The 25795-nt window shown below is 70.1% G+C and carries 24 protein-coding genes and 1 tRNA gene; 16 read left to right on the top strand and 9 right to left on the bottom strand.

The genetic code is table 11. From position 1 onward, the window contains the following. The first annotated feature begins 20 nt into the window (after positions 1-20). Entirely contained in the window at positions 21-662 is a 642-nt protein-coding gene (locus ABD164_RS17210) for a 50S ribosomal protein L25/general stress protein Ctc (protein ID WP_344297786.1), read from the top strand. Positions 663-791: 129 nt separating this feature from the next. Then, complete coding sequence (gene pth, locus ABD164_RS17205) at positions 792-1424, top strand: aminoacyl-tRNA hydrolase (protein ID WP_344297785.1); 633 nt, start codon at positions 792-794, stop codon at positions 1422-1424. A gap of 18 nt (positions 1425-1442) precedes the next feature. Here the strand turns inward: pth and ABD164_RS17200 are convergent, their stop codons facing one another. Next, positions 1443-2120: an RNase H family protein gene (locus tag ABD164_RS17200; protein ID WP_344297783.1), complete on the bottom strand. Its 678-nt coding sequence runs from the start codon at positions 2118-2120 to the stop codon at positions 1443-1445. A 134-nt stretch (positions 2121-2254) separates the two neighbouring features. On the opposite strand from ABD164_RS17200, the gene mfd reads away from it, so the two are divergent. Beyond that, complete coding sequence (gene mfd, locus ABD164_RS17195) at positions 2255-5992, top strand: transcription-repair coupling factor (protein ID WP_344297781.1); 3738 nt, start codon at positions 2255-2257, stop codon at positions 5990-5992. Between the two features lie 47 nt (positions 5993-6039). On the opposite strand, the gene ABD164_RS17190 is transcribed toward mfd, so the two are convergent. Further along, positions 6040-7239: a Na+/H+ antiporter NhaA gene (locus ABD164_RS17190; RefSeq protein ID WP_344297779.1), complete on the bottom strand. Its 1200-nt coding sequence runs from the start codon at positions 7237-7239 to the stop codon at positions 6040-6042. A 149-nt stretch (positions 7240-7388) separates the two neighbouring features. Between ABD164_RS17190 and ABD164_RS17185 the strand changes: the two genes are divergently transcribed. Together ABD164_RS17185 and ABD164_RS17180 are read left to right on the top strand one after the other, a co-directional pair. Then, positions 7389-8108, top strand: coding sequence for a nucleoside triphosphate pyrophosphohydrolase (locus tag ABD164_RS17185; RefSeq protein WP_344297777.1), 720 nt, complete (start codon positions 7389-7391; stop codon positions 8106-8108). Further along, complete coding sequence (locus ABD164_RS17180) at positions 8105-8638, top strand: ferritin (RefSeq protein ID WP_344297775.1); 534 nt, start codon at positions 8105-8107, stop codon at positions 8636-8638. Before ABD164_RS17185 ends, ABD164_RS17180 begins: the two co-directional genes overlap by 4 nt. Before the next feature lie 31 nt (positions 8639-8669). Here ABD164_RS17180 and ABD164_RS17175 read toward each other — a convergent pair whose 3' ends face one another. Together ABD164_RS17175 and ABD164_RS17170 are read right to left on the bottom strand one after the other, a co-directional pair. Then, on the bottom strand, positions 8670-9752 hold the full coding sequence (locus tag ABD164_RS17175) for an ABC transporter permease (RefSeq protein ID WP_344297773.1): 1083 nt from the start codon (positions 9750-9752) through the stop codon (positions 8670-8672). Further along, positions 9749-10669, bottom strand: coding sequence for an ABC transporter ATP-binding protein (locus ABD164_RS17170; protein WP_344297771.1), 921 nt, complete (start codon positions 10667-10669; stop codon positions 9749-9751). Before ABD164_RS17170 ends, ABD164_RS17175 begins: the two co-directional genes overlap by 4 nt. 124 nt (positions 10670-10793) lie before the next feature. Between ABD164_RS17170 and hisS the strand changes: the two genes are divergently transcribed. After that, positions 10794-12062, top strand: coding sequence for a histidine--tRNA ligase (gene hisS, locus ABD164_RS17165; RefSeq protein ID WP_344297769.1), 1269 nt, complete (start codon positions 10794-10796; stop codon positions 12060-12062). A gap of 238 nt (positions 12063-12300) precedes the next feature. Then, positions 12301-13581 carry a phosphopyruvate hydratase gene (eno, locus tag ABD164_RS17160; RefSeq protein WP_344297767.1) on the top strand — a complete coding sequence of 427 codons (1281 nt, stop codon included), beginning with the start codon at positions 12301-12303 and terminating at the stop codon, positions 13579-13581. 157 nt (positions 13582-13738) lie between these two features. Here eno and ABD164_RS17155 read toward each other — a convergent pair whose 3' ends face one another. Beyond that, a complete protein-coding gene (locus tag ABD164_RS17155; protein WP_344297765.1) occupies positions 13739-13963 on the bottom strand; it encodes a hypothetical protein in 225 nt (74 codons plus the stop codon). Here ABD164_RS17155 and ABD164_RS17150 point away from each other — a divergent pair. From ABD164_RS17150 to ABD164_RS17130, 5 genes are all read left to right on the top strand, one after another. Next, positions 13962-14339 (top strand): FtsB family cell division protein, encoded by a 378-nt coding sequence (locus ABD164_RS17150; RefSeq protein WP_344297764.1) that lies wholly within the window; start codon positions 13962-13964, stop codon positions 14337-14339. The genes ABD164_RS17155 and ABD164_RS17150 overlap by 2 nt on opposite strands. Then, positions 14339-14902 carry a DUF501 domain-containing protein gene (locus ABD164_RS17145; protein ID WP_344297762.1) on the top strand — a complete coding sequence of 188 codons (564 nt, stop codon included), beginning with the start codon at positions 14339-14341 and terminating at the stop codon, positions 14900-14902. Before ABD164_RS17150 ends, ABD164_RS17145 begins: the two co-directional genes overlap by 1 nt. After that, complete coding sequence (locus ABD164_RS17140) at positions 14899-16179, top strand: S8 family serine peptidase (protein WP_344297760.1); 1281 nt, start codon at positions 14899-14901, stop codon at positions 16177-16179. The genes ABD164_RS17145 and ABD164_RS17140 overlap by 4 nt, the downstream gene beginning before the upstream one ends. Positions 16180-16214: 35 nt before the next feature. Continuing rightward, a complete protein-coding gene (locus tag ABD164_RS17135) occupies positions 16215-17705 on the top strand; it encodes an NAD(P)/FAD-dependent oxidoreductase (RefSeq protein WP_344297758.1) in 1491 nt (496 codons plus the stop codon). A 34-nt stretch (positions 17706-17739) separates the two neighbouring features. After that, positions 17740-17813: transfer RNA gene (locus ABD164_RS17130), tRNA-Leu, on the top strand. A gap of 22 nt (positions 17814-17835) precedes the next feature. On the opposite strand, the gene ABD164_RS17125 is transcribed toward ABD164_RS17130, so the two are convergent. After that, the gene (locus ABD164_RS17125) at positions 17836-18762 is read right to left on the bottom strand and encodes a Ppx/GppA phosphatase family protein (protein ID WP_344297756.1); all 927 of its coding nucleotides are present in this window, start codon (positions 18760-18762) and stop codon (positions 17836-17838) included. A gap of 86 nt (positions 18763-18848) precedes the next feature. Between ABD164_RS17125 and ABD164_RS17120 the strand changes: the two genes are divergently transcribed. From ABD164_RS17120 to ABD164_RS17105, 4 genes are read left to right on the top strand one after another with little or no spacing between them, the layout of a single operon-like run. Beyond that, positions 18849-19445, top strand: coding sequence for a TetR/AcrR family transcriptional regulator (locus ABD164_RS17120; RefSeq protein WP_344297754.1), 597 nt, complete (start codon positions 18849-18851; stop codon positions 19443-19445). After that, positions 19442-20716: an MFS transporter gene (locus ABD164_RS17115; RefSeq protein WP_344297752.1), complete on the top strand. Its 1275-nt coding sequence runs from the start codon at positions 19442-19444 to the stop codon at positions 20714-20716. Before ABD164_RS17120 ends, ABD164_RS17115 begins: the two co-directional genes overlap by 4 nt. Continuing rightward, positions 20716-21963 carry an alanine racemase gene (locus ABD164_RS17110; protein WP_344297750.1) on the top strand — a complete coding sequence of 416 codons (1248 nt, stop codon included), beginning with the start codon at positions 20716-20718 and terminating at the stop codon, positions 21961-21963. Before ABD164_RS17115 ends, ABD164_RS17110 begins: the two co-directional genes overlap by 1 nt. Then, entirely contained in the window at positions 21960-23324 is a 1365-nt protein-coding gene (locus ABD164_RS17105) for a D-arabinono-1,4-lactone oxidase (protein WP_344297748.1), read from the top strand. The genes ABD164_RS17110 and ABD164_RS17105 overlap by 4 nt, the downstream gene beginning before the upstream one ends. Before the next feature lie 106 nt (positions 23325-23430). Here the strand turns inward: ABD164_RS17105 and ABD164_RS17100 are convergent, their stop codons facing one another. The 3 genes from ABD164_RS17100 to ABD164_RS17090 are packed head-to-tail and all read right to left on the bottom strand — an operon-like array spanning position 23431 to position 25662. Next, positions 23431-24165, bottom strand: coding sequence for an ABC transporter permease (locus ABD164_RS17100; protein WP_344297746.1), 735 nt, complete (start codon positions 24163-24165; stop codon positions 23431-23433). Then, positions 24162-24998, bottom strand: coding sequence for an ABC transporter ATP-binding protein (locus ABD164_RS17095; protein WP_344297745.1), 837 nt, complete (start codon positions 24996-24998; stop codon positions 24162-24164). Before ABD164_RS17095 ends, ABD164_RS17100 begins: the two co-directional genes overlap by 4 nt. Continuing rightward, complete coding sequence (locus ABD164_RS17090; RefSeq protein ID WP_344297743.1) at positions 24988-25662, bottom strand: TetR/AcrR family transcriptional regulator; 675 nt, start codon at positions 25660-25662, stop codon at positions 24988-24990. The genes ABD164_RS17095 and ABD164_RS17090 overlap by 11 nt, the downstream gene beginning before the upstream one ends. Positions 25663-25795: the final 133 nt, after the last annotated feature.

Raw genomic sequence — 25795 nt, 5'->3', positions numbered from 1 at the left:
AGCCCGCAAGGAGAACCACCATGGATGACGACAACAAGGTCGAGGCAGTCGCACGCGACTCGTTCGGCAAGGGTGCGGCGCGCAAGCTGCGCGCCACCGGCCAGATCCCCGCCGTGCTCTACGGGCACGGCACCGACCCGAAGCACGTCGCGCTGCCCGCGCACCAGGTCGGCCTGATCATCCGCAAGGCGAACGCCCTGCTCGACCTGCAGATCGACGGCAAGAGCCAGCTCGCCCTCGTCAAGGACGTGCAGAAAGACCCGGTGCGCCAGATCATCGAGCACCTCGACCTCATCGTCATCAAGAAGGGCGAGAAGGTCCAGGTCGAGGTTCCCGTGCACGTCGAGGGTGAGCCGTTCGCCGGCACCATCGCCGACCTCGATGCGCACACCCTCCTGCTCGAGGTCGAGGCCACCCACATCCCCGAGCGCGTCGTCGTCTCGGTCGAGGGGCTCGAAGAGGGCGCCCAGATCCACGCGGGCGACGTCGAACTGCCCAAGGGCGCGTCGCTCATCAACGAGCCCGACACCCTCGTCGTGAACGTGCACACGCCGCAGAAGGTCGACCTCGGTGAAGAGGCCGAGGCCGCCGAGGGCGAGGCCGTCGAGGGCGAGGCCGCCGAGGGCGAGGCCGCCGAAGAGGCAGCCGAGTCGGCAGAGTAGCTGCACCGACGGGGCCTGCGGCGCCGCATCCGGGTACGCTCGGAGTGCGGGCCGCAGGCCCTTTCGCGTCGCCCACCGCCCGCCGACCGCCGACCGCGCTGCGGCGCGACGCCCACAGAACGGAGGACCATGGGGCTCTTCGACTTCCTCCGCCCCCGCCAGCAGAAAGATGACGCCGTGGCCGACAACACCTGGCTCGTGGTCGGCCTCGGCAACCCCGGTGCGCAGTACGCGGGCAACCGGCACAACGTCGGCCAGATGGTCGCCGACGAGCTGGCGGCGCGCCTCGGCGCGACCTTCAAGAGCCACAAGACGCCCTCGCGCGTCGCCGAGGGGTTCCTGCGCCCCGGCGGGCCCAAGCTCGTGATCGCGAAGCCCAACGGCTACATGAACACGTCGGGCGGGCCGGTCGCCGCGCTCGTGAAGTTCTACTCGATCCCCGTCGAGCGGCTCATCGTCATCCACGACGAACTCGACATCCCGTTCGACACCGTGCGGCTGAAACAGGGTGGCGGGCACGGCGGGCACAACGGCATCCGCGACGTCTCGAAGGCGACCGACGGCGGGGCGTTCACCCGCGTGCGCGTCGGCATCGGGCGCCCGCCGGGTCGGCAGGACGCCGCAGATTTCGTGCTCAAGGACTTCTCATCGACCGAGCGTGCCGCCCTGCCGAATCTGCTGTCGGATGCCGCCGACGCCGTCGAGGCCGTCGCGAGCGAGGGCATCGTGGCCGCGCAGCAGCGCTTCCACTCGCCGGCCTGAGCCGGTCGTGCGGGCGGCTCAGATGAGCCCGCGAAGGAACTCCTCGGGCGAGACCCCTTCGGCGCGGGCGCGCTGCACGAGTCGGTTGTGCTCTTCGGTCGAGAGCTCGACCGTGAGCGTGTGCCACGCTGCGGACAGGTCGTCGATCGCGAAGAGGGCATCGTCGGGCCCGGCGTCGAGAATCGCGTCGACATCGGCCGCGTCGAAGCTCGCCGACTCGGTCGCCGCGCCGCCGTTGCGCGTCCACCCGGGGCCTGACGGCACCGCCGCGCCTCGCTGGAACGCCTCGGCGACGGCGCGGGCGCGCTCGTCGGCGGCCTCGTTGAGCGGGTGCCCCACATGCCCCTTCACCCACTCGAACTGGAACCGGCGGCCGGCGAGCGCCTCGTCGAGCTCTTGCAGCAGGTCGAGGTTCATGACGGGCTTGCCGTCGGCCTTGCGCCAGCCCTTGCGCTTCCAGCCGGGCATCCACTTGGTGACCGCGTTGATCACGTACTGGCTGTCGCACAGCACCAGCAGGTCGTCGTCGATGTGCGCGGTGGCGCGGAGCAGCTCGAGCACCGCCTTGAGCTCACCCTGGTTGTTCGTGGCGTGCTTCCACCCGCCGGCGTCCCAGCAGTCGTCGTCGACGTACCAGGCCCAGCCGGCTGGGCCGGGGTTGCCGAGGGCCGAACCGTCGGCGGCGGCGATGATCATGCGGGGAGCCTCCTGGGGTTGACGTGCGGCGCCCATCGTATCGGCAGGCGCCGACGGATGTCGCAGCCGGCGCCGTGGGGAGTCGCGACGCCCTGCCGGGCGGGGCTGTCCGAGGCCGCGCGTAGACTCGACGGGTGAACCTCCAGGGCTTGCTCACGGCGCTTTCGCGCGCCTCCACGGTCGATGTCGCGCTTCGCGAGGCCCTTCGCAGCACCGACTTCTCGGCACCGGCGGGGCTCGACGCGCCGCTGCTCGCGGGGCTGCTCGGCCGGCGAGCCGAGGCGGGGCTTCCGCCCGCGCTGCTCGTGATCACCGCGACCAGCCGTGAGGGCGAGTCGCTTGCCGCCTCGCTCGCGCCGTATCTCCCGGCCGACGCCGAGATCCTCGAGTTCCCCGCGTGGGAGACCCTGCCGCACGAGCGACTCTCGCCGAGCGCAGAGACCGTCGGCCGAAGGCTGCATGCCCTGCGCCGCATGCACGAATGGTCGAAGGCGGGTGCGAGGCATCCGCTCGTCGTCGTCGCGTCGGTTCGTGCCGCATTGCAGCCGCTCGCCGACAACCTGGCGATGCTCGCGCCCATCGAGCTCGTCACAGGCGCGCGTGGGCACGACCTCTCGGCCATCGCGATGCAGCTCGTCGACCTCGCATATGCCCGAGTCGACATGGTCGCCAGGCGCGGTGAGTTCGCGGTGCGCGGCGGCATCCTCGATGTGTTCCCACCCACGGCCGATCACCCGGTGCGCGTCGAGTTCTTCGGCGACGAGGTCGAAGAGCTGCGTTCGTTCTCGGTGGCAGACCAGCGCTCACTGCCCGAACCCGTCGAGCGGGTGTCGCTCTCGCCGAGTCGCGAACTGCTGCTCACTGCGCCAGTGCGCCAGCGTGCTCGCGAGATGGTGCACGAGTTCCCGAGCCTCGCGGGCCTGCTCGAGAAGGTCGCCGAGGGCATTCCGGTCGAGGGCATGGAGTCTCTCGCGCCCGCCCTGCTCGAGCGGCTCGTGCCGCTCAGCCACTACCTGCCCGAGGGCGCCGCAGTCGCGGTGCTCGCGCCCGAGCGGGTCGCGGGGCGCGCGGTGAGCCTCGGCGAGACGAATCGCGAGTTCCTCAGTGCTGCGTGGAGCGCAGCCACCGCGGGTGCCGAGGCGCCCATCGACCTGGCCGCCGGAGACTTCCTCACCGTGCGCGAGTTTCGCGATGCCACGTTGTTCAGCGCCCCAGGCGAGCCCGACCCGCGCCGGGTGTGGTGGAACCTCTCATCGTTCGACATGGGCGACGCCGCCGCGGTCGTGGCCGCCGCGGGCGGCGAGGCAGACGCAACCGCAGCGGGCGGCGAGACACCCGTCGGCGCAACCGACCAGGCCGCGCCTGCGGGCGCCGCTGTGCGGCTCGCGGCAGGCGCCATGCCGAGCTTCCAGGGCAACGTGTCCGGCGCCGTCGACCACGCCGCCGAACGCCTGCGCGACGGGTGGAGCCTGGTCGTGGCATCCGCCGGTCACGGACTCGTCGAGCGCGCACGCGACGTGCTCGCCGAAGCGGGCCTCGCGGCGCGCCTCGTCGACGAGGTTCCTGCAGAACTCGAACCGGGCGTCGCCTACCTCGTGCAGGCCGACGCGGCTCGAGGGTTCGAGGTCCCCGAGGTGAAACTGGGGCTCATCGCCGAGTCCGAGTTCTACGGCCGCGCCGCCGGCTACGACGCCCGTCAGGGCAAGAAGCTCGCGAGCCGCCGCCGCAACGTCGTCGACCCGCTGCAGCTGAAACAGGGCGACCACGTCGTGCACCAGACGCACGGCATCGGCCGTTTCGTCGAGATGGTGCAGCGTGAGGTCGCCACCGGCAGCCGGCCGACGGGGCCGAGCCGCACCGCGGGCATCCAGCAGCAGCCGACGGCGGTGCGCGAGTACCTCGTGCTCGAGTACGCGCCGTCGAAGCGCGGCCACGCGGGCGACCGGTTGTTCGTGCCCACCGACCAGCTCGACCTGCTGAGCCGCTACGTGGGCGGCGAGGCGCCGTCGCTCAGCAAGATGGGCGGCAGCGACTGGGCGCAGGCCAAGGGGCGCGCTCGCAAGGCCGTGCGCGACATCGCCGTCGAACTCGTCAAGCTCTACTCGGCGCGCATGGCGGCCAAGGGGTACGCGTTCGGCGCCGACACGCCGTGGCAGCACGAGCTCGAAGAGGCGTTCCCGTTCGTCGAGACGCCAGATCAGGTGCAGACCATCGACGAGGTGAAGGCCGACATGGAGCGGCCCATTCCCATGGATCGGTTGCTCGCCGGCGACGTCGGCTTCGGCAAGACCGAGGTCGCGGTGCGCGCCGCGTTCAAGGCCATCCAAGACGGCAAGCAGGTCGCCATGCTCGTGCCGACGACGCTGCTGGTCAAGCAGCACCTCGAGACGTTCAACGAGCGGTTCGCCGGGTTCCCCGTGCACGTGCGAGCGCTCAGCCGGTTCCAGACCGACAAAGAGGCGCGCGACACCGTCGCGGGCCTCGCCGACGGCACCGTCGACATGGTCATCGGCACCCACCGCATCCTCACCGAGAAGGTGCGATTCAAAGACGTCGGCCTCGTCATCATCGACGAAGAGCAGCGGTTCGGCGTCGAGCACAAAGACGCGCTCAAGAAGCTCAAGACCAACGTCGACATCCTCGCGATGAGCGCGACGCCGATCCCGCGATCGCTCGAGATGGCCGTCACCGGCATCCGCGAGATGTCGACACTCGCGACCCCGCCCGAAGACCGGCACCCGATCCTCACCTTCGTGGGACCGTACTCCGAGCAGCAGGTCGCTGCGGCGATCCGCCGCGAGATGCTGCGCGAGGGCCAGGTGTTCTTCGTGCACAACCGCGTCTCGTCGATCAATCGCATCGCTGCGCAGCTGGCCGAGCTCGTGCCAGAGGCGCGCATCGCCGTCGCGCACGGTCAACTCAACGAGCACGTGCTCGAGCAGATCGTCAACGACTTCTGGGAGCGCAAGTACGACGTGCTCGTCTCGACGACCATCATCGAGACCGGGCTCGACATCTCGAACGCGAACACGATCATCATCGACCGGGCCGACAAGTACGGGCTCAGCCAGCTGCACCAGCTGCGCGGCCGTGTCGGCCGTGGCCGCGAGCGCGCGTACGCGTACTTCCTCTACGACCCGGCCAAACCGCTCTCCGAGACCGCGCACGACCGCCTGTCGACCATCGCGGCGAACAACGAGCTCGGGTCGGGCATGCAAGTCGCCCTGAAAGACCTCGAGATCCGCGGTGCCGGAAACCTGCTCGGTGCCGAGCAGGCGGGCCACATCGCCGGCGTCGGCTTCGACCTCTACCTGCGCATGATCGGCGAGGCGGTGTCGGCGTTCCGCGGCGACGTCGCCGAGGGCCAGACCGAGCTGCGACTCGAGCTGCCCGTCGACGCGCACATTCCCGAAGAGTACGTCGACAGCGAGCGCCTGCGTCTCGAGGCCTACCAGAAGCTCTCGGCCGCGAGCGGGCCGGCGGCGAAAGACGGGCAGATCGACGCCGTGCTCGACGAGCTCGTCGACCGCTACGGAGCGCCGCCCGAGCAGGTGAAGCACCTCGTCGCGATCTCCCGGCTGCGGCGACAGGCGCAGCTCGCCGGCCTCTCCGATGTCATCGCCACCGGGTCGAAGCTGCGCATCGCGCCGGCGAACATCCCCGACTCTCGGCGCGTGCGGCTCGAACGCCTGTACCCGGGCGCCAAGCACTTCGCGCAGAACGACGTCATCCTCGTGCCGTTCCCAGTCATCAACGGCGAGCTCCCGAGCGACGCCGACCTCATCGAGTGGGTGTCGCGGCTCGTCACCGCGATCTTCCCGCTTCCCGAGGCACCTGCGGCGGATGTCCCCGCCGCCGTCACGGCCGACTGATCGCCGCGAACGGCTCGCGGCACGCGACATCAGCCCGACGCCCTCGCTCAGCGCGAGAACGCGCCGCCGACGCCCGCGTGACCACCGTGGCGACGGTAGTGTCGCGAACGCAGGCTCACGAAGATCGCCGAGGCGACCATCGCGATGCCCGAGCCGAGCAGCACCGCGAGGGTGCCCTCGTCGGCCACCTCGGGCAGCTCGGCGAATGCGAGCTCGTTCATGAGCAGCGACACGGTGAACCCGATGCCGCCGAGCGCACCGACCACGAGCAGATCGACGAACGTGAGGGGCGTGCCCGAGCGGCGGCGGGCGACGAGGCCGCCGAGGCCCCCGGCGAGCGTGATGCCGATGATCTTGCCGACGGGCAGTGCGATCAAGATTCCCCAGAACGCCGGATCGAGCTCGCTCGGCCGCACCTGGGGCACGACGACCATCGCAGCCGAGAAGGCGAACAACGGGAGGATGACGCCGTTCGTCCAGGGTTCGAGCGTGTGCACCGCCCGCCCGCCGGGACGCCGGGCCATCACCAGGCCGAGTGCGACTCCGGCTATGGTCGCGTGCACGCCCGACTGGTACACGAAGTACCAGGCGATGGCGCCGAGCATGATGAGCACGACGTTGATGGGCCATTGCGGGCGGCGCGAGAGGATCCAGTTCGATCGTGGCTTCATGAGCCGGCTCACGGCGCCGAACAGGGCCACCGCGATGCCCGCGAAACCGAGCGAGGCGAGGTCGGCACCACTCGTGAAGAAGAACGCGATGATGAGGATCGCGATGAGGTCGTCGAGCACCGCGAGGGCGAGCAGGAACACGCGCACGCGGGTGGGCAGCCAGGTGCCGAACATCGCGAGCACGCCGAGAGCGAAGGCGATGTCGGTGGCAGTGGGGATCGGCCAGCCGTCGACCGTGTCGGTGCCGGCCGTGAACGCGACGAAGATGAGCGCCGGCACGACGACCCCGCCGATGGCGGCGATCGCGGGCAGCAGTGCCTTCGACAGGCTGTTGAGCTCGCCGATCACGAGCTCGCGTTTCAACTCGACCGCGACGATGAAGAAGAAGATCGCGAGCAGTCCGTCGCTGATCCAGTGCCCGATCGAGAGGTCGAGCCCCAGCCAGGGGAGGTCGATGTGGTCGTTCTTCATGGCCACGACGTCGGCGCCGAACTGCAGGTTCGCGACCAGCAGGCCGAGCACGGCCGCGATCAACAGCAGGGCGGCGGCCCAGCGCTCGGAGCGGAGGAAGTTCATGGGGACTCCTGTCGGAGGTCGCGCGCACGATGCGGTCCGCGGACCGCATCGAGACGTCGGGAAACGGCGACGACGATCACTCGTCGGCCGACCAGACTTCCCGGCACTCCTCCGGCCATCCTACTGACGCCCGTGGTTAGGCTGACGGGGTGAGCGAGATCGAGGCGGGGCACGAGGTGAGTCACGAGGCGCGCCGGCACGAGGGCCTTCACGAGTTGATCGACACCGTCGCGCTGCTGCGTGCACCCGGCGGGTGTCCGTGGGACGCCGACCAGACGCACGAGAGCCTCGTGCAGTACCTCGTCGAAGAATGCTGGGAGCTCATCGACGCCATCGAGGCAGGCGATCGCGCCGAGATGATCGAGGAGCTCGGCGACGTGCTCTACCAGGTGCTGTTCCACGCCGACATCGCGGCGCACACCGACGGCGAGCGCTACGACATCGACGACGTGGCCCGTCACATGACGGCGAAGATGGTGTCGCGGCATCCGCATGTCTTCGGCGATCGTGAGGCGCACACCGCAGCCGACGTCGTCGCATTCTGGGACGACTTGAAGAAAGACGAGAAACCGCACCGCACGAGCGTGCTCGACGGGGTGCCGAGGGGCATGCCCGCGCTCGCGCTGGCGCAGAAACTGCTCGGCAAGGCCGAGCGGGTGAGCGTGACGGTGGCGGATGTCCCGGCGCCGGTCGATCGCGAGACCGCCGTGTCACCCGCAACCGAGGCGGAGCTCGGGCGCATGCTGCTCGAGCTCGTCGAGTCGGCGCGTGCGCAGGGGATCGATGCCGAGCGAGCCCTGCGCGGGGCCGTGCGCGACCTCGAAGACGAGGTGCGCCGGGCCGAGCGGGCGAGTACCGTCGAGGCATGAGCGGCGATTCCTTCAACGACCTCCTGTCCACCCAGATCGGCCACGAGTTCGCGGCATCGCAGCAGTACATCGCGATCGCGGCGTGGTTCGACGAGCACGACCTGCCGCAGCTCGCGGCGCATTTCTACCGGCAGTCGGTCGAAGAGCGCAACCACGCGATGATGCTCGTGCAATACCGCATGGACCGCCAGCTCGGTGTCACCATCCCCGGCATCCCCGACGTGCGCAACGACTTCGCGAACGTGGTCGAGCCCATCGAGCTCGCCCTCGAGCAGGAGAAGCAGGTCACCGGGCAGATCGAGGCGCTGTTCAAGGCCGCCCGGTCCGAGGGCGACGCACTCGGTGAGCAGGCGATGCTCTGGTTCCTCAAGGAGCAGGTCGAAGAGGTCGCATCGATGGACACGCTGCTCACGATCGCCAGGCGCGCGAAAGACAATCTCTTCGACATCGAGAACTTCGTCGCGCGCGAGCGCATCGGCGACGGCGGCGTCGATGCGAACGCCCCCGAGGCCGCGGGCGGCGCGCTGTAGGCCGGTCGTACCGCGTGGCGCCGAGGCGATCTCAGGCGATACGGCTGCCCGCGGGCAGACGGCGCACCGGCACTTCCGAGCGCCGCCACGCCCACGCGAGCGCTCCCGCGCCGAGCAGCAGGTGGATCGCGAGCCCCACGAACCACGACGGCACCGACCGGTCGTAGATCTCCCTCGGCGTCTCGTAGTCGCTCCCGACGTAGCCGTTATAGCCCTTCCAGTCGGCGCACTCGTCGTACACGGGCTCGAGGTCGGGCGCGTGCTGGGCCTGCCGAACCCCGACGGCGATCCAACCGAACAGGTCACGCGGCGACCCGTGCTCGTCGAACGTGATCGGCGAGGCGTCGGCGACGACCACGTAGGGGTTGGCGGCGAGGAAGCCCCAGACCGCGTCGAATCGGGGCGTCTGGTATTCGTAGCTCTGCGGCCCGAGGCAGGGCACCTCGCTGCCGTTCGGCGGTAGTCCGTTCTCGTCGAGCGCCTCGTAGTCGACCGCGATGGTCGTCTGGCGCACGTCCGACTGGATGGACGCGCCCCCGAGCCCGAAGGCGATGAGCGTGCCGACCGACAGCGCGGCGACGACCAGGTACGTCACGACGACCGAGAACAGCGGGCGGGTGAGCACCCCCGAGAGCCCGACGCCGATGGCGGCGATGACGGCGAGCTCCACCGCGAGCACGAGCACCGAGATCAGGATCGTCGCCGCCGTGATCTGCCCGAGCACGATGCCGAACACGAGGAACGGCACCGATGCCGCGAGGAACGCGAGCGCAGTCAGCCAGGCCGCGAGCCACTTGCCGACCACCAGCTGCGCGGTCGTGATGAGCGTCACCTGCGTCGTGGCGAGCGTGCCCGTGTCGCGCTCGCCGTTGATGGCATTGCCCGAGAGCGCCGGCGACACGAGCGTGCCCAGCAGCAGCACGAAGAACACGACGACCGAGAAGACTGCCCCACCGCCGGTGTCCCACGCGTTGGACGCGACGACCGTCAGTACCGTGACGATCGTCACGAGCAGCACGAACACACCGAGCAGCACATACCACGCGACACCGCGAACGCGCTGCTTGAGGTCGAGCGTGACGATGAGCCACATGCCGCGCAAGAACCCGCTCATGCCTCGCCTCCCTGGCGGTTCAGGTCGTGGAACACGTGCTCGAGGTCGCCCACGGCGGGCGCGAACGACGAGATCGGCACGCCGACGCCCACGAGGTGGGCGAGCATCTGCGCGGCATCGGCCTCGCTCGCGAACGGCACGACCGCGCCGAAGCGGTCGACGACGGCGACCGCCCCGAACCCCGCAGCCTCGAGCGCAGCGCTGAGCCGATCAGCGTCGAGCGATCGGATGCGCCACCCCCTCGCCGCCTGGCCCGCCCGTGCCACGTCGTCTGGCGCCGCGGTCTCGCCGTCGGCGAGGTATACGGCCGTGTCGGCCATCTCTTCGAGCTCGGCGAGCACGTGGCTCGAGACGAGCACGGTCTTGCCGTCGCCGGCGAGCTTGCGCACGAGTTCGCGCAGCGCGGCGCGCGCTGCTGGGTCGAGGCCCGACGCCGGTTCGTCGAGCAACAGCACCTCTGGATCGTGCACGAGCGCTCGCGCGAGGCTGAGCCGCTGCTTCTGCCCGCGTGAGAGCACGCGGGTGGGCTGGTCGGCGAGCGGGTCGAGCGAGACGAGGCCGATGAGGTCGGCGGCGCGATCGGATGCCGCGTCGGAGCTCATTCCGTACATGCGGCCGCTCGTGGCCAGCGCCGCCCGCACCGTCAGCGTCGGCCACGACCCGAGCGTGTCGGGCATCCAGCCCATGCGCCGCCGCACCTGGTGCGGCTCGGTGACCGGGTCGTAGCCGGCGATGCGGATCGAACCCGAGTCGGGGGCGAGCAGCGACGCCAGCATGAGCAGCAGCGTCGTCTTGCCCGCGCCGTTCGGGCCGATGAGGCCCGCGACCGTTCCGGGTTCGACCTCGAACGCCGCGTTGCGCACCGCGTGCACCTCGCCGAACGACCGGGCGACGCCCTCGACCCTGATCCCCGCCACACTGCCTCCCGTTGTTCGCTCGTCGCAGTCTAGGGGCGTCGAACGGCACAGCGGCAGAGGGCAGGCCCGGAGTCGGTCGGGTCGCGGTGCGAGCATGGTAGCGCCTGCTGAAAGAATGGTCGGCATGGCTGCATCCGTCACCCCTCCGCGCGGCATGCGCGACTTCCTCCCCGCTGAGAAGGCCCGGCGCGAGCACGCCCTCGGTGTCATCCGGGGGGTGTACGCGGCGCACGGCTTCGACGAGATCGAGACGCCCGTCATGGAGGACTCGTCACGGCTGCACGCCGGCCTCGGCGGCGACAACGAGAAGCTCGCGTTCGCCGTGATGAAGCGCGGACTCAGCGCCGACGACCTGGCCGCGGCAGCGGCATCCGGCGACGCCCTCTCGCTCGCCGACCTCGGCCTGCGCTACGACCTCACGGTGCCGCTCGCCCGCTTCTATGCGACGCACCGCGCGGCGCTGCCGCCGGTGTTCCGCGCCATCCAGATCGCACCGGTGTGGCGTGCCGAGCGCCCGCAGAAGGGCCGTTACCGCCAGTTCGTGCAGTGCGACATCGACATCATCGGCGAGGCCGGGCAACTCGCCGAGCTCGAACTGCTCACGGCGACGGTCGCGACCCTCGACGCATTGGGCCTCGGCGACTGCACGATCCGCATCAACGACCGGCGCATCCTCGCCGGCATCCTCGGCTCATGGGGTGTGCCCGACGAGCTGCGCGAGCGCGCGCTCATCACGATCGACAAGCTCGACAAGATCGGCACCGGGGGAGTGGCGAGAGAGCTCGCCGAGCTCGGCGTCGTCACGGCGGGCACCGATGTCGCCGCCGAGCTCGAGGCGCTGACCGCGGCCGACTGGCACCTCGGCGATGGCGTCGCGCCACCGCCGGCGTGGCTCGACCAAGAGGCGTACGGCGACCTGCTCGCCCTGCGCGCCGCGCTGCCCGACGCGGCGATCGAGTTCGATCCCACCCTGGTGCGCGGCATGGGCTACTACACCGGCACGATCTTCGAGGTCGCGCACGCCGATCACGGCTACTCGCTCGGCGGCGGCGGGCGGTACGACCACATGATCGGGCGCTTCCTCGGTCAAGAGGTGCCGGCCTGCGGCTTCTCGATCGGCTTCGAGCGCATCGTCGACCTGGTCGCGGTAGGCGACGAGGCGCGCCCGCGCGCGGTCGTGCTCGTGCACGACGCCGGCGTGCCGCTGCCGCAGCTGCTCGCGCTCAAGGCCGAGCTCGTGGCATCCGGATCCCGCGTGCGCCTCGAGCGTCGCGTGAAGAACCTGCGCGCCCTGCTCGACCGGGTCACCGCCGACGGCTTCGACGCGTTCGCGCAGGTCGGCCCCGAAACCACCGATTCGGCCTCGCTCGTGTTCCGCGAGCTCACCGCCTGACATTGCCCGCTCGCCCGCTGCGCTCACCCGCGGCACGCCGCCACTACTTCGGAGATCGCCACGTTCTCGGGCGAATCTGCGAGCGTGTGCCCGAATCGGTGCAGATCTCCGAAGTAGTGGCGGCGTGCCGCGGCCGTCGGGCGTCACGCGCGAGCACGAGACATCCTCGACCTCTAGACTCGTGTGCGGATCACGACGGAGTCGTCCACCAGTCACCCCCATCACAGAGGAGTTCACTGTGGCATTCATCGAAGCTGTAGGCGCGCGCGAGATTCTCGATTCTCGCGGCAACCCGACCGTCGAGGTCGAGGTGCTGCTCGACGACGGCACCCTGGCACGTGCGGCAGTGCCCTCGGGTGCGTCGACCGGCGCCTTCGAGGCATACGAGCTGCGCGACGGCGACGCCGACCGCTATCTCGGCAAGGGCGTGCAGAAGGCCGTCGACGCCGTGCTCGACGACCTCGGCCCTGCGATCGAAGACCTCGACGCGAGCGACCAGCGCCTCGTCGACGCTGCCCTGATCGAGGCCGACGGCACCGACAACAAGGGCCGCCTCGGCGCCAACGCGATTCTCGGCGTCAGCCTCGCGGTCGCGAAGGCCGCGGCCGACTCAGCCGATCTGCCGTTGTTCCGCTACCTCGGCGGCCCGAACGCCCACGTGCTGCCCGTTCCCATGATGAACATCATCAACGGCGGCGCGCACGCCGACACCGGCGTCGACATCCAGGAGTTCATGGTGCTGCCGATCGGCGCACCGAGCTTCGCCGAGGGCCTGCGCTGGGGCGTCGAGACCTACCACGCGCTGAAGAGCCTGCTGAAGTCGAAGGGACTCTCGACGGGCCTCGGCGACGAGGGCGGCTTCGCCCCCGACTTCGAGCACAACCGTGCGGCGCTCGACTTCATCTCCGAGGCGATCGGCAAGGCGGGCTTCACGCTCGGCACCGACATCGCCCTCGGCCTCGACGTCGCGGCGACCGAGTTCTTCGAGAACGGCGTCTACCGCTTCGAGGGCGAGGACCGCACGTCCGCCGAGATGGGCGCGTACTACGCCGAGCTCGCCGCGGCCTACCCCCTCATCTCGATCGAGGACCCGCTGGCCGAAGACGACTGGGAGGGCTGGGCCCAGCTCACCACCGAGCTCGGCTCAAAGCTGCAGCTCGTCGGCGACGACCTGTTCGTCACCAACCCGAAGCGCCTCGCCGACGGCATCGCAAAGCACGCCGGAAACTCGATCCTCGTGAAGGTCAACCAGATCGGCACGCTCACCGAGACCCTCGACGCGGTATCGCTCGCGCACCGCTCGGGCTACTCGGCGGTCATGTCGCACCGCTCGGGCGAGACCGAAGACACGACGATCGCCGACCTCGCGGTCGCGACCGACGCGGGTCAGATCAAGACGGGCGCGCCCGCCCGCAGCGAGCGGGTCGCCAAGTACAATCAGCTTCTGAGGATCGAAGAAGAGCTCGGTGAGGCCGCGGTGTACGCCGGCCGCACGGCGTTCCCTCGCTACACGGCGTGATCGCGTAGCTGACAGCGACGGGGGTGGCCGCGTGGCCACCCCCGCCGTGGTCTTCGAGGCAGGCGATGAGGAGGGTGATGAACGGCGATTCCGCCCGCACACCCCGCCGCCCCGCGAATCCGGCAGGCGCGAAGACGCCGCGAGGTCGCACGCCGGCTCAGTCCGAACCGAAAAAGCCCGAGCCGGCGAAGAAGCCCGATCCGAAGAAGCCCGCGTCACAGAAGCCCGGGCAGCCGAAGAAGCCCGAGCCCCCGAAGAAGCCCGCGTCGCGCACCGGCACTCCCCGCAAGTCCCCGAGCGATTCCACCCGCAAGGCCTCGAGCGATTCCGCGCGCGCGGGTTGGCTGAGGGGCATCCGATTCTCAGGTTTCTCGCTCATCATGATGGGCATACTGGTGCTCGCCGTCGTGGTGCTCGCGCCGTCTATCGCGGCGTTCGCACAACAACGGCAGCAGATCGCGGAGCTTCGCGCCGCCGTCTCCGCACAAGAGGAGGAGGTTGCGCGGCTTCGCGACGAGCGTGAGCGTTGGAACGACGAGACGTTCATCGTGACGCAGGCACGTGAACGGCTCTACTACGTGATGCCGGGCGAGGTGAGTTACCTCGTCATCGACGACCGGCCGGTTGGGACCGCGGCAGACGCCGCAGCCGAGGTCTCGGCTGAAGTGACCGAAACGAAGGGCGACTGGATGCGCACGCTGCTGGACTCCGTGATGACCGCGGGGCTCGCGCCTGCCGCGAAAGAATCGGGCGAGTGATGACGCGCCCGCCCTTCGCACCGGTCTCCGAGCGCGACCTGCGCATCGTCACCGCACAGCTCGGCCGACGCCCGCGCGACGTCGTCGGTATTCCCGCGCGCTGCGTGTGCGGCGCGCCCACGGTCGTCGCGACGGCCCCGCGACTGGCCGACGGCACCCCGTTCCCCACGTTCTACTACCTCTCGCACCCGGTGGCGACGGCCGCGATGTCGTTCCTCGAGGCGGCGCAGCTGATGGTCGAATGCACCGAGCTGCTCGCCGGTGACGCCGACCTGCGCATGGCCTACCGGCGGGCCCACGGCGACTTCCTCACCGATCGCAGCCTCTACGGCGACGTCACCGAGATCGCCGGAATCTCGGCAGGTGGCATGCCCACCCGGGTCAAGTGCCTGCACGCGCTCGCGGCGCACTCCCTCGCCGCGGGCCCGGGCGCGAACCCCATCGGCGACCTCGCGCTCGAGCGTTCGTCGTGGTCGCCCACCGTCTGCCAGTGCCCCGATTACGGGGTCGACGAGCCTTCCGAATCGGCGCTCGACGCGACATCCGAAGAGCTGAGCGGATGACCCGGCGCCAGGGTGCCCGCGCACTCGCCCGCACCGTGCGCGTCGCCGCAGCGGTCGCCGCGGTGGGCGCCGTCGTGTTCGCCGGTGCCGCGCCGGCACACGCCGACACCGTGCGCGACTACCAGTACTGGCTCGGCGACTACGGCTTCACGACGGCCTGGAACACGACGAAGGGCGAGGGCGTCACCGTCGCCGTCATCGACACGGGCGTGAACGGCAATGTCGCCGAACTGCGCGGCGTCGTCACCGGCGGCACGGATGTCTCGGGCCTCGGCACTCCCGACGGGCAGACCCCTGTCGGCGACCCGGCCGACAGCGCACACGGCACCATGGTGGCCTCGCTGCTCGCCGGGCGTGGAACCGGCGAGGGCAGTGGCGTCATCGGCGTTGCGCCCGAGGCCGAGATCCTGGCGGTCTCTGTAGCGTTCGGCCAGGACACCGGGGCCGAGAAGACCAACGACGAGCAGATCGCCGAGGGCGTGCGCTGGGCGGTCGACAACGGCGCAGACGTCATCAACATGTCGCTGACCCGCAACACCCGTGACTGGCCCGAGAGCTGGGACGACGCGTTCACCTACGCGTTCGAGAACGACGTCGTCGTGGTTGCGGCCGCCGGCAACCGCGGGAGCGGCACGAGCGAGGTCGGCGCCCCCGCGACGATTCCCGGCGTGCTCACGGTCGCGGGCGTCGACAAGGAGAAGAACGCGAGTTTCGACGCGAGCTCGCAGGGCATCACGATCGCCGTCGCGGCGCCGAGCGAAGACCTGGTGGGCGTGCAGCCCGATGGGCGGGTCGCGATCTGGAGCGGCACGAGCGGTGCGGCGCCGCTCGTGTCGGGGCTCGTCGCGCTTGTGCGCTCGGAGTATCCCGAACTCGACGCGGCGAACGTCATCGAACGGGTCATCAAGACGGCCGACCCGAAGGAGCCGAGCGCGCTGTACGGATTCGGGCTCATCGACCCCGTCGAGGCGCTCGAGGCCGACGTCGAGAGCGTCGACGAGAATCCGCTCGGCAGCCTGGCCGAGTGGATCACCCTGCACCGGCGTGCGACGAGTGAAACACCCGCCCCGTCGGCCGAGGAACCCGAGATCGTACCGATCGCCGACCCGCCGCTGCCCGAAGGGGACGCGACGAACACGCTGCTGCCGACTCCCTGGACGCTCGCCTATATCACGGTCCCGCTCTCGCTGGTCGCCGGATTTGGTACGATAGGAGCGCTGTTGGGCATCGGCGCCACTCGGCATCTCAGGCGGACTGTCCGCAATCGCGAACAGTGATCGCACGTTCAAGCAAACGAGGAGTCCATTTCACCGTGCCCAAGATTCTCATTGTCGGTGGCGGCTATGCCGGGTTCTACACTGCGTGGAAGCTCGAGAAGTGGCTGCGCGCGGGCGAGGCCGAGGTCACGATCGTCGACCCGCTCCCGTACATGACCTACCAGCCGTTCCTCCCCGAGGTGGCTGCAGGGTCGATCGAGCCGCGTCACTCGGTCGTCTCGCAGCGTCGTCACCTCAAGAAGACCACCGTCATCACCGCGAAGGTCACGCGCATCGACCACGCCTCGAAGGTCGCGACGATCACGCCTGAACTCGGTGAGCCGTGGGAGTTCGACTACGACGTGGTCGTGGTCACCGGCGGCGCCGTGTCGCGTACGTTCCCGATCCCGGGCATCGCCGACAATGCCATCGGGCTGAAGTCGATCGAAGAGGCCGTCGCCATCCGCGACCGCGTGCTCACCAACTTCGACAAGGCGGCGAACCTTCCTGCCGGCCCCGAGCGCGATCGACTGCTCACGTTCGTCGTCGTCGGCGGCGGCTTCGCGGGCATCGAGGTGTTCGCCGAGCTGCGCTCGTTCGCGAGCTCGCTGCTCGAGTTCTACCCCCAGCTCAGTTTCGACGACACGAGCTTCCACCTCATCGAGGCCATGGGCCGCATCATGCCCGAGGTTTCGCTGCCGACGAGCCACTGGGTCATCAAGCACCTCGCCCAGCGCGGCGCCGAGATCCACCTCGACACGCAGCTCACGAGCGCGGTCGACGGCAACATCGAGCTGTCGACGGGCGAGAGCTTCGCCTCCGACCTCATCGTCTGGACTGCAGGCGTCATGGCCAACCCGGCCATCGTGCGCTCGAGCGACCTCCCGGTCGAAGAGCGGGGCCGCATCCAGACGCGTGCCGACCTGCGTGTCGGCGATGAAGACGACTGGGTGGCCGACGCGTGGGCTGCCGGCGACATCGCCGCGGTTCCCGACCTCACGGGCGGCGGCGTGGGCGGCTACTGCGTGCCGAACGCACAGCATGCGGTGCGTCAGGGCAAGTTGCTCGCGAAGAACATCGTGGCGGTGCTGCGCGGCGAGGAGCCCAAGGAGTACTTCCACAAGAACCTCGGCGCGGTCGCGGGCCTCGGTGTCGGCTCGGGCGTGTTCCAGTCGGGCAACATCGCGCTGAAGGGGCTCATCGCCTGGTTCGCGCACCGCGGCTACCACGGTCTGGCCATGCCCAGCTGGGAGCGCAAGTTCCGGGTGTTCTGGGGCTGGTGGAACAACTTCTGGCTCGGCCGCGACATCGTGTCGCTCTCAGCGGTGCAGCAGCCGCGCGCCCAGTTCGAGGCGTTCGCCGCTCGGCCCAAGGTCGTCACCGACGCCGCACCGCAGGCGAAGGCCGCGCCCACGGCATCAGCCGCCAAGAAGGCCGATCCCAAGGCGTCGGCGGCCCTCGAGTCGAAGTCCGCGACGACCGAGACCAAGGCTGGCGGCTCGGCCGCCGCGAAGGTCGTCGCCGCCGAGCCGGTCGCCGCGAAGTAGTGTGGAACGCGGCGCCGCCATCGTGCGGCGCCGCGCTCCCGTAGCCCAATCGGCAGAGGCAGGCGACTTAAAATCGCCTCAGTCTGGGTTCGAATCCCAGCGGGAGCACCGACGAGGGGTGCCTCGCATGTCACTGCATGACGTCGAGGCGCCGAAGAATGAGTCCCTCGCGCAGCGCCCACGGTGACACCTCGAGCTCGCGCACGCCGAATGCCCGCATGGCCTCGGAGAGCACCACGGCGCCGGCGACGATCTGGAACGTGCGATCGGCGGTGATGCCGGGAAGTGCGGGTCGTGAGTCTGCTGGGATCTTCGCGAGCCGCGGAGTCCAATCGTCGAGCCCGCGGCGGGTGAGCACGTAGCGGTCGCTCGAACCGACGCCGTCGGCGACGTGGCCGGCGAGGCGGGCGAGCGAGCGGATCGTCTTCGACGATCCGACGACGTGGTCGGGTGAGGGAAGGTCGCGAAACGCCCCGACCTCGCCGGCGAGCAGTTGGCGTGCGTGCGCCCGCAGGCGGGCGACCTGGTCTTCGGTGGGCGGATCGTCGGGCAGGAACTCGACGGTCGAGCGACCCGCGCCGAGCGGCACCGAGCGCGCCACGTCGGGCACCTCGTCGACGCCCTGGGTGAGCTCGAGCGACCCGCCGCCGATGTCGAAGAGCAGGATGTTCTCGGCCGACCAGCCGTACCAGCGCCGAACGGCGAGGAAGGTCAGGTTGGCCTCGTCTTCGCCGGGAAGCACCTGCAGCTCGACGTCGGTCTCGCGCGCGACCCGCTCGAGCACGGCTTCACCGTTGGCGGCCTCGCGGATGGCCGAGGTCGCGAAGGGCAGGAACTCGTCGAGACCGGACTCGCGGGCGATCGCCGCCGCGTCGCCGACTGCTGAGATGATCGCCGCGACGCCCGCTTCACTGATCGCCCCGTCGGGCTCGAGGTAGCGCATGAGGCGCAGCACCGACTTGTGCGACGACATCGGGATCGGCCGCGCGCCGCGATGGGCATCGACCACGAGGAGGTGCACGGTGTTGGAACCGACGTCGAGAACACCGAGGCGCATACTGCGAGCGTAGCCGTAATCGTGCATACTGTTCCGACTGGGACAATTGACCCACTTCAGCCGACGAAGGCGTCGAGAGGAGCACCGTGACCCGAATTCCCGCAGCCGAGCGCCGCGCGGCGCTGATCGACGCAGCGTTGCGTGTCGTCTCGCGGAACGGGCTCGCACAGGCCACGACCCGGGCGATCGTCGCCGAGGCGGGCATGTCGCTCGCGAGTTTCCACTACGCCTTCGACTCGCGCGACGAGCTCATCGACGAACTCATCACGACCGTGGTCAGTCGCGAACAACAGGCGGTACTGCCCGACCTGATCCCGGGGCAGACGCTGCACGAGATCCTCGAGGCCGGACTGCTGCGCTACTTCGAGCACCTGCGCGCCGACCCCGAGCACGAGCAGGCGATGCTCGAGCTCACGCAGTACGCGCTGCGGTCGCCCGACCGGCATCCGCTCGCCGCGGCCCAGTACGCGCGCTACACGGCGCTCGCGGCACACGCGCTCGAACTCGCAGCGAAGCACACGGGCGCGCGGTGGCGATCCCCGGTCGACCGGGTCGCCCGCGTGCTCGTCGCGTTCACCGATGGGCTCACGCTCACCTGGCTCGTCGATCGAGACGACGATGCCGCCCGAGCGGTCGCAACCGCGGCCGCCGACGCCCTCACGAGAATGGCCGACACCCGATGACGCGTGCCGCTCCACCCCTGACGGATGCCGCGACGAGCGCGCTCGCCGAACCGACGCGCCGAGTCGGCGCCGGCTGGATCGCCTCGTTCACGACGGTGTGGCTCGGCATCTGGATGGCGCAGCTGACCCCTGTGCAGCTGCTGCTGCCGGCGCAGATCGACGCGCAGCTGCACCCAGAGAACTGGGTCGACAGTGTCGTGGCATTCGGCGCGATCTCCGGCATCGCTGCGATCGCCACCATCATCGCCTACCCGCTCACCGGTGCCCTCTCCGACCGCACTACGTCGCGGTTCGGACGCCGCCGCCCGTGGATCGCGATCGGCGCGGCCGTCTTCGGCCTGTCGCTCATCATGCTCGGCCTCCAGACCGAGATCTGGGCCATCGGGGCGGCCTGGGTCGCGGCATCCGTCGGTTTCTGCATCATGACGGCCGCCCTCACCGCGACGATCTCCGACCAGGTCCCCGTGAACCAGCGCGGATTCGTGTCGGGCTGGATGTCGGCGCCGCAGGCCGTGGGCATCATCGTCGGGCTCGTGCTCGTGACCGAGCTCGTCAGCGATGCCTCGCTCGGGTACGTGATGCTCGCGGTGATACTGATCGTGCTCGCCGTTCCGTTCCTCTTCCGCGCCGACCAGCCGCTCGCGCCCAGCGAGCGCGAGCGGGTCACGGCCAGGAGCATCATCGCCGGCTTCTGGATCAGCCCGCGCAAGCACCCCGACTTCGGATGGACCCTGCTCAGCCGCGTGCTCGTCTCGGTCGGCAATGCGCTCGGCACGAGCCTGCTGCTGTACTTCCTGATGTTCCAGCTGAACGACGTGAACGCCGCCGACGACCTCATCGTGCTGACGCTCATCTACATGGTGTTCGTGATCCTCGCGTCGCTGCTGCTCGGAAGGCTCTCCGACCGCCTCGGCCGTCGCAAGGTGTTCGTGTTCGTCGCCTCGGCCCTGCAGGGCGTCGCCGCGCTGATGCTCGCACTCTTCCCCGACCTCACGGTCGCCATGGTCGCCGCGGGGCTGCTCGGCCTCGGCTACGGATGCTTCCTCTCGGTCGACCAGGCGCTCGCGACCCAGGTGCTGCCCGACGCCGCCTCGCGCGGCAAGGACCTCGGCATCATGAACATCGCCTCGGCCGTGCCACAGGCCGTCGCCCCGATGATCGGCGCCGCGGCGGTCGTGGCCTCGGGCTCGTTCGTGCTCGTGTTCCTGCTCGGGGCCGCGTTCTCGTTTGCCGGCGCCTTCGCCGTCGCCCGGGTCAGGAGCGTGCGCTGATGGCACTCGACCTGCGCATGCGCGGCATTCCGGCAGCGGATGCCGCGACCTGGACCTCACCCGAGACGTACTGGCCGGCCCTCACCGACGCGACCCGGCACCTCGACGCGCCCATCGGCGCGCTGCATCTCGGCGCGCTGCGCCACAACGCGCTCGACATGCTGCGCCGGGCGAACGGCATGCCCATCCGCGTCGCGTCGAAATCGCTGCGCGTGCGCGAGGTCATCGAGGCCCTGCTGCGCATGCCCGGTTACCGTGGTGTGCTCGCCTACACGCTGGCCGAGGCGCTGTGGCTCGCCGACACCGTCGACGACATCGTCGTGGGGTATCCCACGGCCGAGCTGGCGAGCATCCGCCGGCTCGCGACCGACGCCGCTCTCGCGCGCCGCATCACGCTCATGGTCGACTCGCCCGCGCAACTCGACCTCATCGACGGCGTGCTCGCACCCCGCAACCGCGAGCCCATCCGCGTCTGCATCGAGCTCGACGCATCGTGGGACGCCCCGCTGCTCGGCCACCTCGGCGTGCGCCGCTCGCCCGTGCACGACCCCGCCGACGCGGGCGCGCTCGCGGCCTACGTGGTCGCGCGACCCGGCTTCGAGCTCGTGGGCCTGATGTCGTACGAAGCGCAGATCGCCGGCGTCGTGAACCGGCCCGAGGGGCGCCCGGTCGACGGCGCGGTGAACCGCTGGATGCAGTCGCGCTCGATGCCCGAGCTCGTCGAACGCCGCGCCCGCGCGGTCGCCGCGGTGCGCGAGCACGCCGAGCTCGAGTTCGTCAACGGCGGCGGCACGGGCTCGCTCGAACGCACCTCGGCAGACCCCTCGATCACCGAGATCGCGGCGGGATCCGGCATCTTCGGCGGTCACCTGTTCGACGGCTACGAGCAGTTCACGCCCGCCCCCGCGGCGGCGTTCGCGCTCGACGTCGTGCGGCGCCCGGGTCCGGTGCACGCGACGGTGCTCGGCGGCGGATGGATCGCCTCGGGCCCGCCCGCGGCCGACCGGCTGCCCCGCATCGTGTGGCCCGAGGGCCTGCGCATGGAGCCGCGCGAGATGGCGGGCGAGGTGCAGACTCCGGTGTCGGGCAGCGCGGCGCGGCGGCTCGCTCCGGGCGATCGGGTGTGGTTCCGGCACACGAAATCCGGTGAGCTCGCCGAACACCTGAACGAGTTCGCGGTCGTCGACCGCAACGAGGTCATCGACACGGTCCCGACGTATCGGGGAGAAGGGAAGGCGTTCCTGTGACCGCGACTGGAGCGATGTGGCGCAACTGGGCTCGCACCGAGCGGGTGCGGCCGGTGCGGGTCGAACGTCCGCCGACCGCCGACGCGGTGCAGCGGGCCGTGGCCGCCGCCGCGGCATCCGGCCTTCGCATCAAGGCGGTCGGGTCGGGACACAGCTTCACTGGCATCGCTGTGGCGCCCGGCGTTCAACTCGACCTCACCGACCTCTCTGGAGTGATCGACGCAGATGTTGCGACCGGCCGGGTCACGCTCGCCGCCGGCACCCGGCTGCACCAGCTCCCCGGGCTGCTCGCGCCCTACGGCCTCGCGATGCCGAACATGGGCGACATCGACCGGCAGACGATCGCCGGCGCGACCTCGACCGGCACGCACGGCACGGGCCTCGGCTTCGGCGGGCTCGCGACGCAGATCGTGGCCGCGAAGCTCGTGACAGGCACCGGCGAGCTGTTGACGGTGAGCGAGACCGAGCGGCCCGAGCTGCTGCCCGCGGTGCGGCTCGGCCTCGGCGCCCTTGGTGTGCTCGTCGAGGTGACCCTGCAGCTCGTGCCGCGGTTCGTGCTGCACGCCGTCGAGCGGCCCGAGCCGCTCGCCGAGGTGCTGCGCGATTGGGAAGAGCGCGTGCGCGGCGCCGACCATTTCGAGTTCTACTGGCACCCGCACACCGACGTGGCGATGACGAAGACGAACACGAGGCTGCCCGGCGATGCGCCGCGCGAACCGCTCGGCCGAGTCGCCCGCTGGGTCGATGACGCTCTCATCGCGAACGGCGGGCTGTTCGCCCTCTGCGAGGTCGGTCGAATCGCACCCGCGGCGACACCGGCCTTTGCGCGAAGCGTCGAGAAGGTGCAGGGCAGCCGCGAGTTCACCGATTTCTCACCGTCGGTGTTCGTGACGAAACGCGCGGTGCGATTCCGCGAGATGGAGTATGCGGTACCGCTCGAGGCCGTGCCTGAGGCGTTCCGTGAGGTGCGGGCGCTCATCGAGCGCAAGGGGTGGAACATCAGCTTTCCGATCGAGGTCCGCGCCGCGGCATCCGACGACAACTGGCTCTCGACGGCGTTCGGGCGCGATAGCGGGTACATCGCCGTGCACCGCTACTTCCGTGAAGACCACCGCGAGTACTTCGCGGGCGTCGAGGCGATCATGCGCAGCTTCGGCGGCCGCCCGCACTGGGGAAAGCTGCACACCCAGACCGCCGAGTCGCTGCGCGAAGTGTATCCCCGCTTCGACGACTTCCTGCGCGTGCGCGACGAGCTCGACCCCGAGCGCCGGTTCGCGAACCCCTATCTCGAGCAGGTGCTCGGAGAGGTCGGCGACCAGCAGGGGCGGCCCGGAGCGTTCTCGGACACGGTCGACGCCTGAGCATTCCGGGGGTGCTTTTCCGCCACATTCGCTCGTGAATCGCGTCGATCTTGCGCGAAAGCACCCCGGGAACGTTCGGTGGTGGCACGCCGGCGGGGGTGGGGGGCTATGGAGTCCGCCGCCGCAGGGTGATCGAGCCGACCACGATCGATCCCACGATCCAGGCGGCGATCACGAGGATCTTCGACAGGATCCACTCGGCGTCCTCCGACCCGTCGGCCACGGCGGTGAGCGCGTCGATCGCGAAGGTGAGCGGCAGCCACTCGCTGATCGCCTCGAGCCCTTCGGGCAACTGGTCGGTCGGCAGGAAGATGCCGCCGAGCAGGATCTGCGGGAACACGAGCACCGGCATGAACTGCACGACCTGGAACTCGGTTCGGGCGAACGCGCTCGCGAGCAGTCCGAGCGCTGTGCCGAGGAGGGCGTCGGCCACCGCCACCGCGAAGAGCAGCCAGATCGAGCCCTCGATCTCGAGGCCGCAGACCCAGACCGCGAACGAGACCGCGATCGCGGTCTGGAAGACGGCGAGCAGCCCGAACGCCAGTGCGTAGCCGAGGATGAAGTCGCCCTTGCCCATCGGCATCGAGAAGAGGCGCTCGAGGGTGCCGCTGCGGCGCTCGCGCAGGGTCGCGATGCTCGTGACGAGGAACATCACGATGAACGGGAACAGCGCGATCATTGCCGGGCCGATCGTCGCGAAGACGTCGGTGTCGGTGAAGATCCACGCGACGAGGCCGATGAGCAGGCTCGGCACGATGAGCAGCAGCCCGACCGTGCGCGGATCGTGCCGGATCTGGGTGAGCACGCGGCCTGCGGTCGCGAAGGTGCGCACGAGGGTCATCGCGCCGCCTCACCCTCGGAGTCGGGATCGATCGATTCCGCCGTCTGTGCGAGCCGGGCGGTTTCGTCGGGCGGCCGCAGGTCGGGGGTGCCGCGATCGATGAGCCGCAGGAAGGCCGTCTCGACGTCGTCGGTGCCGGTGATCTCGAGCACGCCGCGCACACTGTCGTCGGCGAGCAGCTCGCCGTCGCGCATGAGTAGCAGCCGGTCGCAGCGTTTGGCCTCGTCCATGACGTGGCTCGAGACGAGCAGGGTGGCACCTTCGTCGGCGAGGGTTCTGAAGAGTCCCCAGAGCTCGACGCGCAGCACTGGGTCGAGGCCGACGGTCGGTTCATCGAGCACGAGCACCTCGGGGGTGCCGAGCAGGGCTGCGGCGAGCGAGACCCGACCGCGCTGGCCCCCCGAGAGCGAGCCGGCGAGCCGGTTCGCGACGGATCCCAGGTCGGTGCGTTCGATGACGCGATCGATATCGGATGCCCCGGCGCCGAGCACACGGCGGAAGTAGCCGAGGTTCTGGCGCACGGTGAGATCGTCGTACACGCTCGCCTGCTGGGTGACGTACGCCACCCGGCGGCGCAGCTCGGGTGAGCCGGCCGGAAGTCCGAGCACCTCGATGCGCCCCGACTGCACGACCTGCACGCCGACGATCGAGCGCATGAGGGTCGTCTTTCCGCTGCCGCTCGGGCCGAGCAGTCCCACGATGCGGCCCTTCGGCACGGCGAGGTTGAGGCCCTCGAGAACGGGGATCTTCGCGCGGCGCACATGCAGGTCTTCGACGATGATCGCGGCCCCGGTGCCCGCGGCGCCGGTCGCGGCATCCGCATTATTCATCATGTGCTGAATTCTTCGCCTCGGGCCCGATGCTGTCAAGGTCGACGGCGGTGCCCGGCAATTGCCCGGCGAGGTGCCATTGCACCGATGGTCCGACCCGGGCGACGAGTTCGTCGACCGGCAGCGATGCGACGGGGTCGAACTCGAGTACGTATCGGATCATGATCACGCCGACGAGCTGCGACGCGGCGAGCTCGGCACGCAGCTCGGCGTCGTCGCCCTCGAGCCGGGTCGCGATGCGATGCATGATCTCGCGGCGCAGGAACTCGCGCAGCATGCGTGAGACCGGGCCCTGGCCCATCGCCGAACGCAGAGCGGCGATGGCGGCGGGCCTCACGGCCGCCGAGTCCCACGCGTTCAGCACAGCGCGCACGAGCCGCTCGCCGAGGTGCTCGAGCGGACCGTCGAGCGCGGCCTGGAGTACCCGGTCGGGACGCAGTGGAACCTCGACGACCTCGGCGACCAGGCTCTGCTTGTCTGCGAAGTAGTGATGCACGAGTGCAGGGTCGACGCCCGCCCGCCGGGCGATCGCGCGCATCGAAGCGGCCTCGTAGCCGCGCTCACCGAACTCGTCGGTCGCGGCGACGAGGATGCGCGCCCGGGTGTCGCCGGGCTTCGCTCCGCGAGGCCGGCCAGGGCGCCGTGGCTGGTGGGGCCGCTCGGTCACAGGCTGAGCCTACGCCCGGAGGCCCCCACGGGGTTCCTTTGAGTCTCATGGGAACGACGGTCGGCGCAGGGAGGGCCTCGGTAGACTGGCCGCACCGCTGATCACGCTCGCATTCAGCCGCCCACTGCGCTAG

The sequence above is a fragment of the Agromyces neolithicus genome (assembly GCF_039529735.1).
In the GTDB taxonomy this organism is placed as follows: Bacteria; Actinomycetota; Actinomycetes; order Actinomycetales; family Microbacteriaceae; genus Agromyces; species Agromyces neolithicus.
Note: the sequence above shows the minus strand (reverse complement) of the source record. Positions and strands in the feature narration are given on the sequence as shown.